Here is a 13,919-nt window from a genome sequence, read left to right as displayed (position 1 = left end):
CCTCCAGGATGCCGCGGCTACGCACGGTGGTGATCGACCACTCGTTCGGCTGCTGGGTGGCGGCGCGGTTGCCTCTTACCGTCGAAGAAGTGCTCGCCGCTTCGTCGTGGGAGGGGGTCACCGGCGTGCTCGTGTCGCTCCAGCGCACCGGCGAAGACCGGCCGCTCCCCGCGGCGGCGCAGCATTTGCTGGGGCTGTTGCGGTCGTGGGGCCCCGGGCCGGACCACCTGACGGGGCTGACGCTGGCGGGCATCACCCTGCCGAGCCGGCTGGGCCCCCGTTTCGTCGATGCGCTCGTCTTCACCCGCTACGGAGTGGTGGTCATCGCCGCGCACGAACCGGATCCGGCGGAGTGGCCGGGCCCGGGAAACCGGACGGGAGCCGCGGTCGCGGCGGCGAAGAGCGCGCTCGCCGGGCACGAAGGAGGCCGCCATGTGACGGGCCTGGTCGCGGTCGTGCCGCGGCCGGTGGATGCGCCGGGCAACGGTTCCGGAGCGGCGGAGATCCCGGCGGGGGATCGGCCTCAGCCGGTGGCGATCGGATCGGACCAGGCAGGAGCGTCGGTGGTGGCCGGGTCGGAGCCGATGGTGGCCCCGTCGGAGTCCTGGCCGGAGCGATCGGCGGCGGCGGCCGTGCCCGGTGTTGCGGTTGTGCTGGCCGACTCGCGGGGCCTGCGGCGGATCATCGCCCAGCACAACCGGTGGCGGACCGTCTGGTCGGCCGACGACGTCCTCGACGCCTGCTACGCCCTTTCCCTCGCCCACCTGGCCCCACCGCGCGCGGTCCTGATCGCCGATGGCTTCCCGGCGCGGCTTCCGGCGCTCTCGCGGCTGCCGGAACTGCCCGCCGTCGTCCCCGTCCTTCCCGCCCTCCCCGTGCTCACGGAACCGCCGCCGCCCGCCGCGGCCGATGACGATCCTGGTCCGTGGATCCCGGTGCCGCGCGGGCCCGGCTCGGCCGCCTTCCCCCGGCCGCGGCTGATCCGGCAGGTTCCGTGGGGCCTCGTCTTCGTGCTCACCGTGCTCGTTGCCGTGGGCGTCGTCGCCGCGGTCTTCGTCGCGCAGGTCTTCCACGGCTCCTGACTGCCCCGATCGTTTCGCGTCAACTAGGCCATCTGCACCGTTTCCCGGGCGCGTCGGCTGGGCACCTCCCGGTAGACCTGAAAGGGGTTCACGATGCCGCGCACCCGAGCGCTTGTCCTGCTGGCCGTCCTCGCGGGTTCGTCCCTCACCGCGTGCAAGGTTCCCGACGGGCTGGCATCCGGGGCCGGGACCCAGGCACCCGGGACGGTCGCCGCCCCGCGGGTGCCGCCCACCGAGGCGCGGAGCGAGCTGGCGGCGCTGAAGGTCGCCGTGCGCGGCACCATGGACGGCTACAGCCGCGACGAGTTCCCGCACTGGGACAAGGTCGACGCGAACTGCGACGTCCGGGAGCAGGTGCTCAAGCGCGACGGCAAGGACGTCAAGACCGACGCGCAGTGCGCGGCGAAGTCCGGTACGTGGGTCAGCCCCTACGACGGCGAGACCTGGCACAAGGCGTCCGATGTGGACATCGACCACATGGTGCCGCTCGGGCAGGCCTGGATCAGCGGCGCGAAGTCCTGGACGCGGCAACGGCGCGAGCAGTTCGCGAACGACCTCATCCGGCCGCAGCTGAAGGCGGTCACCGACAACCTCAACGAACAGAAGAGCGACAAGGCCCCGGACGCGTGGAAGCCGCCGCTGGTCTCGTACTGGTGCGCCTACGCCACCGACTGGATCGTCGTGAAGAGCAACTACGGCCTGACGATCACCGTGCCGGAGAAGAAGGCCCTGGAATCGATGCTGGACCGCTGTTAGAACGAGCGTGCCGCCGCCACCGCCTGCGCGGCGTATGACTGTCCGAACAGGACGGTGTGCACCAGCAGCGGGAACAGCTGGTGCAGCCCGATCCGGTCGCGCCGGCCGTCCGCGAGCGTCGTCGCCTCGTCGTAGGCGGCGACGACGCGGTCGAGGTGCGGGCAGCCGAACAGGTGCAGCATCGCCAGGTCCGTCTCGCGGTGCCCGCCGTGCGCGGCCGGGTCGATCAGCCACGCCTCGCGCCCGTCCCACAGGACGTTGCCGTTCCAGAGGTCGCCGTGCAGCCGCGCGGGCGGCTCGGCCGAGGCCGGGATCCGCGCGCAGGCCCGCTCGAACACGGCCGCTTCGGACGGCTCGAACGTCCCCGCGTCCACCGCCAGCCGGACGTAGGGCAGCACGCGGTCCGACGCGTACCAGGACGCCCAGTCGCCGGCCGGGACGTTGGCCATCGGTGCCCGGCCGATCCACGCCTCCGCCGGTCCGTCCGGTGGCGGGGCGCCGAACGCCGGGGCGCCCGCGGCGTGCAACCCGGCGAGCCCGCGGCCGAAGCGTTCCGCCGCCGAGGCCGACGGCCGCCCGGCCGGGACGCGGTCGATGACGAGGTGGTCGTCGTCGTGGCGGTGCACGGTGGGTACCGGCACCGTGTCCGCCGCGGCCAGCCAGCGCAGGCCGGCGGCCTCGGCCGCCGCCGCGCCGGGAGCGTGACCGCGCTTGACCACCACCTCGCGGCCGTCGTCGAGGACGGCTTCGCGGACGCCTCCGGGCTCGCTCATGTCGGCCCACGCTACCGGCGCGCTACGGTGGTCGCCGGAGAACAAGGGGGACGACGGTGACGGTGCAGGTCCGGAAGCTCGACCAGCTGATCGGCGCGCTGGCGGAGGTCCAGCGGTCGGAAGCGCGCGACTACTCGTCGTTCAGCGTGCGCGGCAAGCGGTTCGGCTACTTCTGGCCGCGGACCCGGACCGTCGGTCTCAAGCAGACCGTGTCCGAGCAGCTCGCGCTGGTGTCGGAACGGCCGGACGTCTTCGAGGTGCAGTTCACCGCGGGCGGGTTCGGCTGGGTGGTCGTGTACCTCGACGGCATCGACGCCGACGAGCTCGCCGAGCTCCTCTACGAAGCCTGGCGGCTGTCCGCACCGGAAGAGCTCGTCGAGGAAGTGCCCTTCACCAGGATCGCCCGGGCGTAGAGCAGGTCGAACCCCTGCCGCTGCGCGTTCTGGTGCGACTTCGATCCCGGCTGGGTGGTGACGACGGCGATGTCGCACCGGGCCTCGGCGGCCGCCGCGAGCCGGGCCTGCAGCAGCGCGGTCTGGACGCCGCGGCGCCGGTGGGCGGGCATGGTCGCGGCGCCGGTGAACTGCGCGATCCCGCCGGTGACGCGGAAACTGGCGCCACCGGCGAACGAGCCATCCCGCTCCGCGAGGTACCGCCGGACCCCGGCCATGTCCCGCAGGGCGTTGACGAGCAGCTCGCGGGGGAAGTCCTCGTGCGACGGGAGGCCTTGCTCGTCGGCCACCGCGGACGCTTCGGCCACCGCGGCCAGCCAGGTCTCCAGCTCGTCGTCCCGGCAGGCGCGGACGTCGCCGGGGGAGTCACCGTCACCGATCCGCCGCCCGAGCACGTTCTCGTAGGACTCCAGCCGGTATCCGCGAGCGGTCAGGAACGCGCCCACCGACGGGTCGGCGAGCTGGGACAGCTCGACCTGCACCGGCGCACCCACCGCCGCGAAAGCCGCCTCGATCCCAGCCAGCTCGTCGACGTCCGGCAGGCCGGCGAAGCCGAGGCCCGCGACCTTGTTGAACGGTGAGCCCGCCTCGGCGAAGCTCGCGATGCCGTCGGCGAGCGGGCGCGTGAAGCCGGCATCGTCCCCGAGTCGTTCCTGAGCGGCGGCACAGCAGGCGCCGACGAACCGCGCTTCCGCGTGTTCGATGCGCCGGGCCAAGCCGACGTCGCAGAAAAGCCGTTCCCCGTCCATGTCCCCACAGTGGCGGACGTGGACGGGGAACTCCAACCGGTTTCAGCCCTCCACGCGGTGCGAGGCCCAGAACGACGTCAGGTCGGTCGACCCGGCCGCCGCCTGCGCCGCGGCCTTGAACTCCGCCGTGGTCGACACGCCGTACCAGTGCGACTGCGCGTACGACTTCAGCAGGTTCGCCATCGCCGTGTCGCCGATCAGCCGCCGCAGGTCGTGCAGCGTGCACTTGCCGTAGTTGTAGACCACCGTGGAGTACCGGGACGAATGCGCGTCCCAGTAGGCCATCGAGTTGGTCAGCTTCTCCGCGCTCGACTGCCACGTGATGCCGCAGCCGCTGCCGGTGATCCCGCGGTAGAGGTCGGTGGCGTAGTCGGTGAAGCTCTCGTCGAGCCAGGGCGAGTTGTACTCGTCGTCACCGACGACCCCGTAGAACCACTGGTGCGCCAGCTCGTGCGGGAGCGCCGTGGTCGAGACGAGGTCCATCACGAAGCCCGGGTACTCCATGCCGCCGAACCAGAAGTTGTTGTCCAGCACCACGTCCACCTCGCCGTACGGGTAGTCGCCGAAGCGGCCCGAGTGGACGTCGATGGAGTCGGCGGCCAGGCTCAGCATCTGGTTGGCGCTGCTGGTCGAGATCCCGCTGACCGAGTAGACGTTGACCCGCACGCCCTTGCCGGACGTCGTCGCGATCTTCGCGAACGGCCCGGCGGCCCACGCGAAGTCCCGCACCTTGGCCGCCACGGCGTGCGTGGTGGTCGTGGTGCCGCTGGTCGTCTCGGCCGAGGTGCCGGTGGCCGGCGTCAGCAGGGTCGTCGGGTGCACGAGCGTGACGTCGAAGTCGCTGATCACCGTGTAGAAGGACTCGCCGTTGTTCGTGTACGGGTCCAGGTGCCAGCCCGCGCCGTCGCGGACCGCGAGCACCGGCAGCGCGTTGCCGATCATGTTGTACGCGCCGTCGTGGCCGAACCGGTCGGCGCCACTGGGCACGACGATCTTCAGATCGAAGCCGATGGTCGCCGACTGACCCTGCGACAGCGGCGCCGGCAGCGTGACCTTCAGCGCGGTGCAGTTCACGCTCAGCGCCGACGGCGTACCGCCGGTGACGTTCGTGACGGTGATCGGTGTCGTCGGGCAGGAGCCGTGGTAGTTGTCCCAAAGCCGCAGGTACACCTCCGGCAACGCGGTCGACGAGCCGTTGGTGAAGCTGACGCTCTGGTGCCCGGTCCACGTGTCGCCCGCGGTGTTCGAGGTCAGGTTCACCGTGTACGCCGGGTTGACCGGGGTGCGTGTCGAGTCGCCGGGCGCCGCCGAGACCGTCCAGCCGAACGTGACGCTCCCGCTGTTGCCGGCCGGGTCCTTCGCCGTCACGGTCACCGAGGACGTGCCCGCGGTCGTCGGCGTGCCGGTGATCTTGCCCGTGCTCGCGCCGATCGTGAGGCCGGCGGGCAGGCCGGTGGCGCTGTAGGTGAGCGTGTCGCCCTGCGGGTCGCTCGCCTGGACCTGCAGCGACACGGCCTGGCCGACGGCACCCGACTGGGCGCCCGGCGAGGTGACGACCGGCGACTGCGGGTTGCTCGTCCCGGTGGTGGTCAGCGAAAAGTCGTCGAGGACGAAGTTCGTGGCGAGGCTGGAGTCCTCGGTGCCGGTGATGGTCAGCGTCACCGTCTGGCCGAGGTAGCGGGAGACGTCCACCGTGCGCTGGACGTAGCCGGTGTTCTTGTCGAGGTTCGAGTAGCCGGCGAGGGTGTCGGAGCCCGCCTGGACCAGCAGTTTGTCGTACTTCGTGCTGGTCGTCGTCTCCTTGGTGTCGATGTGCGACCACCACGACAGCGTCGCCGACGCGCACCCGGAGGGGAGCGTCAGCGTCTGGGACAGGGTGTCGGTGTGTGTGCTGCCGGTGCCGTCCAGCCAGGCGACCGTCGTGCCGCTGTGCGCGGGTTCCGCCGTGGTGGCGGCGGAGATGACCCCGGTGGTCTGGGTCCACGGCGTGGTGCCGCTCTCGAACCCGCCGTTGCCGACGATCTGGTCACCGCAGACCACGGCGGCCTGGGCCGGCGCGGCGACGATGACTGTGCCCAGCAGGCCGGTGGCCACGCCGAGCGCAGCAGAAAGCACCCTCGATCTCATGGAGGTCGTCCTTTCCCGGCTCCGCCCGTGGGAGCCTTGAAAAGCGTCCTCTGCGGCTCACGCCGCAACAACCCGCCATGAGTCGGGTTCCGCGATCAGCCCTGCTGGAGCACGTTCAGCAGGATGACCAGGAGTGCGACGGCGCCGGCGACCGCGAGGCACGCGGAGACGGCGGACCGGATCATCTCCCCGAACCCCTTGGCGGTGCGGGCCCGGTAGGCGGAGTAGCTGGCGCGGGCCTCGCGGGCACTGTGAACGCGGCTGCCGACGAGCAGCCCGGCACCCAGCGCGAGGAGGACGGCGATGAAGACGGACACGAGCGAGTCCCTTCCGGACGGGAACGGTGGACGGTGTTCCTTTCTAGACCCGACGGACGCCCGGCGCCATGGCTTATCGGAACCGCCTTTCCGGGCCGGACGGCCCTGGCGGCCGCCGCGCGCGGCGTTCCTCGGAACCCGGCTGGGCGCCATCCGCGGTATTCGTAGGAATCATTGCCGTGCAAGCTGAATTCGGGTGTCGCGGCTTCCGATGCGAACATCCACTTCGGACGGATGTGGAGCACCACCGTCCGGATGTACGGAACTTGTACACCGGATTGGGAACTTGGCGCCTTCCGACCGGGAGGAAGACATGGCCCCCAAGTTCAAGGCGCTGACCGTGGCCGTCGGCGCGCTGCTCGCGCTGGCCGGCGGCGGGATCGCGCACGCGACGCCGGCTGTCGACGGCAACGGCATGGAAGCGATCTTCAACAACCCGCCCGAGAACGGCGACCGCGACCACTCCATCGAAACCCGGCTGGTCCGGCTGACAGACGGCGCCCCGGCCGGTTCGGAGATCCACATCTCCCTCTACAGCTGGACCCGCCCCGCGCTCGCCGAGGCGATCAAGGCAGCGCAGGCACGCGGGGTCAAGGTGCGGATCGCGCTCGACGGCGGCGCGGACGACGATCCGGCCAACACCGCGATGCCGATCCTCAAGAGCGCCGGGCTCACCCAGCTGGTGTTCTGCGGCACCGGGGGCGACAACACCGGCTGCATCGCCCACGACGGCAGCCCGCACTCGATCAACCACGACAAGCTGTGGATGTTTTCCGACACCGAGGGCAAGAAGGACGTCGTCGTCATCGGCTCCTACAACCTGACTTCGGTGCAGGGCAACATGTTCAACAACGCCCTGCTGACCTACGGCGACCCTGACCTGTACGGCTTCTACCTCGGGCACATGCAAAAGCTGCTGGCGCAGAAGAAGAACAACAACTACTACGCCGACGCCGGCTACCACAAGACGCTGACCAGCATGGTCACCAGCTACCTCTCGCCGCGCGCCGACTCCAAGGGCGGCGCCGCCGAGGAACTCGCCACCGACACGTGGGCGCAGCTGCTGACGTGGATCACCAAGTACGAAGCCGGCTGCTCGCTGAACGTCGTGCAGGCCAACATCGCCGACTCGCGCACCCCGGTCGTCACCGAGCTGCTGCGGATCGCCAAGCTGGGCTGCAAGGTCCGGATCGTCTACGACGACATGGGCACGGCGGCGCTCGCCGCCCTCAAGGGCAAGGCGAACGTGACGCTCAAGCGGTTCAGCACGACGGTGAACGACCGCGAGATCACCGTGCACTCGAAGTACATGCTCTACACGGGCAACTACAGCGAGAAGGCCGGCCGCGCGCTCGTCTTCACCGGCTCGCACAACGTTTCCGGCGCGGCCCTGCGCGACAACGACGAGATCCTGATCAAGGTGGAGAACGCGGCGATCAGCGCCGCCTACCAGGACAACTTCAGCACCATCCTGGCCCGCGCCAAGTGTTCCGCCCCGCCCACCGGCACCTGCTGAAGGCTCAGCCGGTCAGGCTCTCGAGCGTGCGCGCCGCCCGCGTTTCCAGGGGCCGGTAGCCCGCCTCGGCGGCGAGCTTGGCCGCCGCTTCGCCGTGGGTGCGCGCCACTTCGGTGTCACCCACGGCGAGCGCCGCTTCGGCGAGGCCGGTCAGCGCCGCCGCTTCGCACCACGTGAAGCTCGTTTCGCGGGCGATGTCCAGCGCTGCCGTCAGGTGCGTGACCGCGTCCGCCGCCCGGTCCAGCCGGAGGCAGGTTTCCCCGAGCGCGGCCAGCGCGGACGCTTCGGTGCCGCGGTCGCCGATGCGGCGGGTCAGCTCCACCGCGTCCGCCGCGTCGGCGAGGGCTCGCGTGGCGTCGCCCGCCCGGGCCTCCATGACGGCCCGGCCGGACAGCGCCGCCGCTTCGCCGTATTGGTAACCGAGTTCCCGGTTGGCGGTCAGGGCCCGCTCGTAGAACTCGGCCGCGACGGCGTTCCCGAGGTCGCGGTGGACGTGCCCGAGGTCGACCAGCAGCACCGCCACGCTGAACCGGGCGCCGTCGCGTTCGGCGATCTCCAGCGCGCGGGCGAAGTGGCCGAGCGCGGCGTCGAAGTCCCCGACCTGGCCGCAGGCGAACCCGAGGTTGGCCAGCGCCATCGTGACGCTGGGCATGGCGAGCTCTTCGCACAGCCGCAGGGCCTCCAGGCCGCACGCGATCGCCTCGTGGGCGTCGCCGAGCCGCTGGTGCACGGCGCTCAGGTTGTTCAGCGCCGCGGCGCGCCCGGCCGGCCACTCCGCGGCCAGCCCGTCGGCCAGCACCGTCGTCAGGTGGGCGCGAGCCTCGGCGTACCGGCCGCTGTTGACCCCGGCGAGCGCGATGGACAGCCGCATCGCCGCCTGCGCCCGGCGGTCGGCGGCGGCCTGGGCGGCGGTCAGCGCCGTCGTGGCCGTGTCGATCCACTCCGTGTGGTGGCCGCGGTGGTGGAAGAACGCCCGGAGCGCGTCGGCGAGGTGCCACGCGTACTCGCGCGGGCCGTGCGCCGCCGCGTGCTCGACGGCGGCGGCGAGGTTCGGCCACTCCGTGTCCAGCCAGGCCAGCGCGTCCTCGGTCCCGTCGAACACCGGCTGCGGGTCGGGCCGGGGCAGCCGGAGGAAGTGCGGGATCAGCAGGCGCCCCGCCGCGTCGGCCGTGGCGAGGTAGTGCTCGAGCAGCCGTCGCCGGGCCGCGTCCCCCTCGGCGGCGCTGTCGTCGGCCGCGACCCGGTCGCCCGCGTAGCTGCGCAGCAGGTCGTGGAAGCGGTAGCGGCCGGGCAGGTGCCGTTCGACGAGGTTGGCCGCGGCGAGGGCCTTGAGCTGCTGGCCCGCCCGGCCTTCGGCGACCGCGGCGAGCCGCGCGGCCACCGGCGCGGTGAACGTCTGGCCCGGCACCAGCGCGAGCCGCCGGAACAGCAGGCGGTGCTCGGCGGGCAGTGCCCGGTACGACACGGAGAACGCCGTCGTGACCGCGCTTTCTTCGGCGCCGTCGACGCTCAGCCCGGTCAGGGGATCGCCGTCGGCGAGTTCCCGGGCCAGCTCCGCGATCCCGGACGCCTCGCCGGCGCCGAGGTTCGCCGCGGCCAGCCGCAGCGCCAGCGGGAGGTGCCCGCACAGCCGGGCCAGCTCGGCGGCGGCGGCCGGCTCGGCGGCGACCGCGGGTGGGCCGAGCACGGTTTCCAGCAGCTGCCGGGAGTCCTCGGCCGGCAGCACGGACAGCGGTACCGCCCGCGCACCGGTGCGGGCGATGAGGTCGCCGAGCCGCTGGCGGCTGGTGACCAGCACCGTGCCCGACGACGGCAGCAGCGGCGTCACCTGCGCGCTGTCCCGGGCGTTGTCGAGCAGGACCAGCACCTGCCGGTCGGCCAGCAGTGAGCGCCACAGCGCGGTGCGGCCGTCCGGGTCCGGCGGGATCGCGCGCGGGTCGGTGCCCAGCGCCCGCAGCAGCTGCCCGGCCGCGACGGCCGGCGTGAGCGGTTCGTGGTCCGGGTCGAACCCGCGCAGGTCGAGGTAGAGCTGGCCGTCGGCGAACCGGTCGCGGACGCGGTGCGCCCAGCGGACGGCGAGCGCGGTCTTGCCGACGCCCGCGGTGCCCGTGACCACGCGGATGTCCGGCCCGGGGCCGGCGCCGGCCGGTGCGTCGAGCTGGGCGAGCTCGGCGGCTCGGCCGGTGAACCCGCGCACGTCGTGGGGCAGCTGGGCCGGGCGCACCGGTTCGGGCGGTGGCTCCGGCGCGGGGTCCAGCGCCGGGTCGGCGGCGAGGATCCCGGCTTCCAGGCGGGTCAGCTCGGGCGCCGGGTCGAGGCCGAGCTCGGTGGCGAGCCGGGCGCGCAGGCCGCGGAAGGCGGCGAGCGCGGCGTCGGTGCGGCCTTCGCGGTGCAGGGCGAGCATCAGCTGGCCGACGAACCGCTGCCGCAGGGGGTGCGCGGTGATCAGCGTCGTCAGTTCGGCGAGGACGGCACGGCCCCGGCCGAGCCGCAGCTGCGCGTCGATGCGGTCTTCCAGCGCGGTCCAGCGGTCCTCGTCCAGCCCGGCGAGCAGCCGCCCGGCGACGGCGGCGGAGGCGGTCCCGGCCAGTGCGTCGCCCCGCCACAGCGCGAGTGCCTCGTCGAGCAGCGCGACGGCGGCTTCGTCGGCGGCCGCGCGGGCCCGGCGGACGAGGGCGGTGAAGCGGTGGGCGTCGACGGTGTCCGGGTCGGCGCGCAGGACGTACCCGTGCCCCTCGGTGACCAGCTCGGGGCCGCCCGTGGCGCGGAACACCGCGCGCAGCCGCGAAATCAGCGCCTGGACGGTGTTGCGGGCGCTGGCCGGGGGATCGTCGGGCCAGAGCAGGTCCACGAGCCGGTCCATGGCGACCGGGCGGCCGGTTTCGAGCAGCAGGACGGCGAGGACCAGGCGCTGCTTGCGGGAGCCGAGGTCGACCGGGGCGCCGTCCGCCGTGGCCTCGACGGCGCCGAGGACGCGGAACTCCACCCGGTCACCTCCGCTTGCGTTCACCCGGTCGTGGCCTGGCGTGCAAGCGTACTGCAAGCGTGGTGCAGCCCCGGTCCGCCATCCTGGCCGGGCTGCAGGACACGCTTCCGACGACGTCCACGCACCGGCTCGGTCCCGGGGAACCGGCGGGTTCGGTTGTCGTTTCCACGGGCGGCACGAGCTGGGGGTAGGGCCACCACAGCGACCCCTCCACGGTCGCCGTGGTGGCCCTTTTGCCTGGTCCCGTGAGCGCCGCCGGCGCGGGCGGGAAGGTTCCTGCCCGAGGCAGCTACCCCCGGGGGCGGTAGCCCGGGCGCACGGTCCCTCGCTGCTCTCCGGTGGCGGCGGGTCCCCGCCCGACGCAGAATGCGCGCATGCAGCCCACGGCCGTCCGGGTGGCGCGCCTGGCCGACCCGGCCGGGCCCGCCGACGGCGTCCGCGTGCTCGTCGAACGGCTCTGGCCGCGGGGCACCGCCCGCACCTCGGTCGTGCTCGACGGCTGGTACCGCGGGCTGGCTCCCTCCGACGAGCTGCGCACCTGGTACGGCCACGACCCCGGCCGCTTCGCGGAATTCGCCGAGCGCTACCGCGCCGAGCTGCGCGAGCCGGACCGGATGGCCGCGCTGGCGCGGTTGCGCGCGCTGGCCGGGGACGGGCCGGTGACCCTGCTGACGGCGAGCGGGGCACCGTCGATCAGCCAGGCGGCCGTGCTCGCGGCGGTGCTCACCGAGGGTTGAGCCCCTGTCGTCCATCGAGGCGGCCGGCTCAGGGGTGCGTCGCGTCCGGCGTCACCTTGACGATCGCCGTCGCGGAGCCGAGCGTCTCGTGCCGGGCCGTCAGCGTCAGCGTCCCCGACGGGCCGGCCGCCGGGCGCAGCCAGACCGCGGCCGCACCGCCGGTCGCGCCGAAGTCCAGCGTCGGATCGCCGATCAGCTCGCCCGGGCCGGTCAGCGTCAGGCTCACCTCGCCGGTCGTGCCCGCGCGCAGCGTCCCGAAGCGGTCCACCGCCGCCACGACCACGCGGGTCGCGTCGCCGCCGTCGGCCCGCAGTTCCGGATCGTCGGGGACGCAGCTGAGCACGTCCCGGCCGCGGTCGCCGCTGAAGCGACGGCTGAGGACCAGGCGACCGCCCGCGTAGCCGTCGATGCGCAGCTGCGGCCGCCGTCCCTTCGGCACGGTCAGGTCGGCGGCGAAGGGCGGGTACCGCAGGTGCGGGAAGTCGCCGCGCCGGCTGCGGGCCTCGCCCGCGGGCCGGTCGTCGAGGAACAGCAGCAGGCGGTCGCAGTTCGACCAGATCGTCGCGCCGGGACCCGGCCCGCCCGGCCGGTCGGTGAAGTCCCAGGCGAAGCCGGGCTCGGCGACCGCGCGCACCCGCGGGTCGCACTGGGAGGCGTAGAAGGCCGCGGCGGGCTTGGGGATCCGGAAGATGTCCGACACCCCGCAGTACTTCGACCCGCCGACGGATCGCAGCCAGCCCGACGGGTAGTCGAACGCGCACCAGGCGAGCAGCCCGCAGTAGCGGTCGTCGGCGGCGGCCAGGTCGTGGGCCTTCGCGTGCAGCTCCGCCTGCTGCTGCCGGGCGGCCGGAGCGTCGGTGCGGCGGTAGGCGCGGGCCCCGGCGAGCGTGCCGATCGTCTCCGTCACCAGGTACGGCACCCCCGGCCGCGGCGGGCGCAGCTGGAAGGGCGCGCCGCGCCGGGCGGTGTAGTCGTTGTAGGCCAGGATCTCGACGTCACCGCCGGCGAACCGCCCACCGGTGGCGCTGGCCAGCGCGCCGCTGGTCGGCCGGGACGGGTCGAGCTGCCGGGCGCGCTGCCCGGTCCGCTGGTACATCGCCGTCGTGCCGTTGGCCTCGTTCACCCGCGTGCCCCAGACGACGATGCTCGGGTGGTTGCGGTCGCGCACGACCATCCCGGTGACGTCCGCCAGGTTCCGCCGCTGCCAGGCGTCGTCCCCGATGTGGCCCCAGCCCGGGATCTCCTCCCACACCAGCAGGCCCAGCTCGTCGCAGGCGTCGAGGAACGCGCTCGACTGCGGGTAGTGCGAGCAGCGGACCATGGTGCAGTTCAGCTCGCGGCGCAGGATCTCCGCGTCGCGCCGCTGGACGCGGTCCGGCAGCGCGCCGCCGGCGAACGGGTACCACTGGTGGCGGTTGAGGCCGAACAGCTTGAGCCGCCTGCCGTTGAGGAAGAAGCCCTCGGTGGTGAACCGCGCGTCGCGGAACCCGGTCCGCACCACCCGCTGGTCGAGCACCCGGAGCCCGGCCCGGACGGTCACCACGACGTCGCACAGGGCGGGGTCCTCGACGTCCCAGAGCCGGACCGCGCCGAGCTCGCGGACGTCGAACTCGACGGTGGTGCCGCCGGCCGTCACCGGGGCGGTGCCGCGCGCCAGCTCGCGACCCGCTTGCCGCACCGACGCGGTGATCTCCGCGGCGACGGGCGCGTCGAGCGTGCACGTCAGGTGCAGCGACCGGCCGGGGGAGAGGACGTCGACGGGCCGGGCGAAGACGTCGGTCAGCCGCGTCCGCGGCACCGCGCCGATCGTGGCGGGACGGTAGATCCCGGCCGGCTGGTAGAAATCGATCACCGACGGCCCCGCGCTGCGCGGCAGGTTGGGCGGGACGTCCAGCGCCCACCGCCCGTCGACGACCACGGCGAGCACGTTGTCGCCCGCCACGACGTCCGGCAGCTCCACCTCGAACGGCAGGTAGCCGCCTTCGTGGGTGCCGGCGAGCGTGCCGTTGAGGTACACCGCCGAGTTCGTCATGACGCCGTCGAAGCGGGCGGTGTGGCGCTCGGTGGTCGTGACCGTGAAGTGCTTGCGGTAGATCCACCGGTCCTGCCAGGACGCCGGGTCCCAGCCGGTCCACGAAAGCGGCGTCACGCAGTGGGGGAGCTGCACCGGCGAGAGGTCGACCTCGTCGAAGCCGAGGTCGGTGCAGCCGTCGTCGTACCGCCCGAACAACCAGAAATCGCCGAGTTGTGCCGGATCCGGGCCGGGCGCGGCGTGCCCGGCCGAGCCGGCGACGGCGGCGCCGAGCAGCGCGGCCCCGCTCGCGGCGAGGAACCCACGCCGGGACAGCCGCCGCTCCCCGCCCATGACGACCTCCGTGCGCCTCGTACCCGATCGTGCGTCTCCCCCTGTGAATCAGGTGTGGG

General features: G+C 73.2%; 11 protein-coding genes. 5 read left to right on the top strand and 6 right to left on the bottom strand.

All coding sequences use genetic code 11. The features are described 5' to 3' along the window. The first annotated feature begins 8 nt into the window (after positions 1 to 8). Entirely contained in the window at positions 9 to 1,082 is a 1,074-nt protein-coding gene (locus tag AB0F15_RS28595; protein ID WP_360276661.1) for a hypothetical protein, read from the top strand. 93 nt (positions 1,083 to 1,175) lie between these two features. Further along, positions 1,176 to 1,838: an HNH endonuclease family protein gene (locus AB0F15_RS28590; RefSeq protein WP_360276658.1), complete on the top strand. Its 663-nt coding sequence runs from the start codon at positions 1,176 to 1,178 to the stop codon at positions 1,836 to 1,838. On the opposite strand, the gene AB0F15_RS28585 is transcribed toward AB0F15_RS28590, so the two are convergent. Continuing rightward, positions 1,835 to 2,611 carry a fructosamine kinase family protein gene (locus tag AB0F15_RS28585; protein WP_360276655.1) on the bottom strand — a complete coding sequence of 259 codons (777 nt, stop codon included), beginning with the start codon at positions 2,609 to 2,611 and terminating at the stop codon, positions 1,835 to 1,837. The two genes, AB0F15_RS28590 and AB0F15_RS28585, sit on opposite strands and share 4 nt — an antisense overlap. Before the next feature lie 56 nt (positions 2,612 to 2,667). Between AB0F15_RS28585 and AB0F15_RS28580 the strand changes: the two genes are divergently transcribed. Further along, on the top strand, positions 2,668 to 3,024 hold the full coding sequence (locus AB0F15_RS28580; protein WP_360276652.1) for an MmcQ/YjbR family DNA-binding protein: 357 nt from the start codon (positions 2,668 to 2,670) through the stop codon (positions 3,022 to 3,024). Here the strand turns inward: AB0F15_RS28580 and AB0F15_RS28575 are convergent. The 3 genes from AB0F15_RS28575 to AB0F15_RS28565 all read right to left on the bottom strand — a co-directional run bounded on the left by AB0F15_RS28575 (position 2,949) and on the right by AB0F15_RS28565 (position 6,256). After that, on the bottom strand, positions 2,949 to 3,812 hold the full coding sequence (locus AB0F15_RS28575; protein WP_360276649.1) for a GNAT family N-acetyltransferase: 864 nt from the start codon (positions 3,810 to 3,812) through the stop codon (positions 2,949 to 2,951). The genes AB0F15_RS28580 and AB0F15_RS28575 overlap by 76 nt on opposite strands. A 42-nt stretch (positions 3,813 to 3,854) precedes the next feature. Next, positions 3,855 to 5,927 (bottom strand): putative Ig domain-containing protein, encoded by a 2,073-nt coding sequence (locus tag AB0F15_RS28570; RefSeq protein ID WP_360276745.1) that lies wholly within the window; start codon positions 5,925 to 5,927, stop codon positions 3,855 to 3,857. Between the two features lie 107 nt (positions 5,928 to 6,034). Further along, positions 6,035 to 6,256: a hypothetical protein gene (locus AB0F15_RS28565; protein WP_360276646.1), complete on the bottom strand. Its 222-nt coding sequence runs from the start codon at positions 6,254 to 6,256 to the stop codon at positions 6,035 to 6,037. Positions 6,257 to 6,569: 313 nt separating this feature from the next. Between AB0F15_RS28565 and AB0F15_RS28560 the strand changes: the two genes are divergently transcribed. Then, a complete protein-coding gene (locus AB0F15_RS28560; RefSeq protein WP_360276643.1) occupies positions 6,570 to 7,772 on the top strand; it encodes a phospholipase D-like domain-containing protein in 1,203 nt (400 codons plus the stop codon). A 4-nt stretch (positions 7,773 to 7,776) separates the two neighbouring features. On the opposite strand, the gene AB0F15_RS28555 is transcribed toward AB0F15_RS28560, so the two are convergent. After that, positions 7,777 to 10,758 (bottom strand): BTAD domain-containing putative transcriptional regulator, encoded by a 2,982-nt coding sequence (locus AB0F15_RS28555; RefSeq protein ID WP_360276640.1) that lies wholly within the window; start codon positions 10,756 to 10,758, stop codon positions 7,777 to 7,779. Positions 10,759 to 11,132: 374 nt separating this feature from the next. Here AB0F15_RS28555 and AB0F15_RS28550 point away from each other — a divergent pair, with 374 nt between their 5' ends. After that, positions 11,133 to 11,495: a DUF488 family protein gene (locus AB0F15_RS28550; protein ID WP_360276637.1), complete on the top strand. Its 363-nt coding sequence runs from the start codon at positions 11,133 to 11,135 to the stop codon at positions 11,493 to 11,495. Positions 11,496 to 11,523: 28 nt separating this feature from the next. Here AB0F15_RS28550 and AB0F15_RS28545 read toward each other — a convergent pair whose 3' ends face one another. Further along, complete coding sequence (locus tag AB0F15_RS28545) at positions 11,524 to 13,860, bottom strand: glycoside hydrolase family 2 TIM barrel-domain containing protein (RefSeq protein WP_360276634.1); 2,337 nt, start codon at positions 13,858 to 13,860, stop codon at positions 11,524 to 11,526. Positions 13,861 to 13,919: the final 59 nt, after the last annotated feature.

Source organism: Amycolatopsis sp. NPDC026612 (genome assembly GCF_040638285.1).
GTDB lineage: Bacteria > Actinomycetota > Actinomycetes > Mycobacteriales > Pseudonocardiaceae > Amycolatopsis.
The sequence above is the reverse complement of the archived record's forward strand: the minus strand, read 5'-3'. Positions and strand labels throughout refer to the sequence as shown.